The sequence below is a fragment of the Streptococcus sp. HMSC071D03 genome (genome assembly GCF_001812125.1).
Classification (GTDB): domain Bacteria; phylum Bacillota; class Bacilli; order Lactobacillales; family Streptococcaceae; genus Streptococcus; species Streptococcus pseudopneumoniae_N.
This window is the reverse complement of record NZ_KV807710.1, coordinates 1-586: the sequence shown is the minus strand read 5'-3', so window position 1 is coordinate 586 and position 586 is coordinate 1. Positions and strand designations below refer to the sequence as shown.

General features: G+C 39.4%; 1 protein-coding gene. It reads right to left on the bottom strand.

Going from position 1 to position 586, the window contains the following annotated elements:
• Positions 1 to 516: IS110 family transposase (locus tag HMPREF2837_RS01995; protein ID WP_148131784.1), on the bottom strand; the 516-nt coding region annotated here is incomplete at its 3' end.
• Positions 517 to 586 lie beyond the last annotated feature (70 nt).

Below are 586 nucleotides of genomic sequence, written 5' to 3'. Positions count from 1 at the left end.
TAAATTCCAATATTGCTCTCCAGTTGGTGTGGATAAGAGATTTTCCAATTCAGGAAAGGTGACTTGTAAGACCTTGTGTAGACGGTTTTTAGCTCTAACAATGTCTTCTGTAAGATTTTGATAGAAACGGCTTAAATCACGCAGGTGTTGATAAACTTCTTCCTGCGCATAAGTTGGTTTACGATTGAGTATAAACTGAGAATGAGCCAACTTTTCAGCGTCAATTTTGTCTGTTTTACGAACTCGCAGACTGTCCAGTTGCTTCTTAGCTTCCAAAGGATTCAGCTGTGTATAAGCGTAGCCGTATTCCTCAAGAAAGGCTCGAAGACGCCGAGAATAGACACCAGTAGCTTCAAATATAATCTCAGGGTTATGAACAGTTTTCAAGTCATTCAAAAGACGATTGAAGCCAATGGCGTCATTGAGCATAGTGTATCCATGAATCTTTTCACCGTTGACTAAAATTGCCACCTCAGAACTTGCCTTACTCACATCAATCCCAAATACTGTACGCATGATATTACCTCTTTTGTCTTGAATAATTCCGTGTTTTAGTGATTTTATTTTCAATACGCGACGTCTAGCG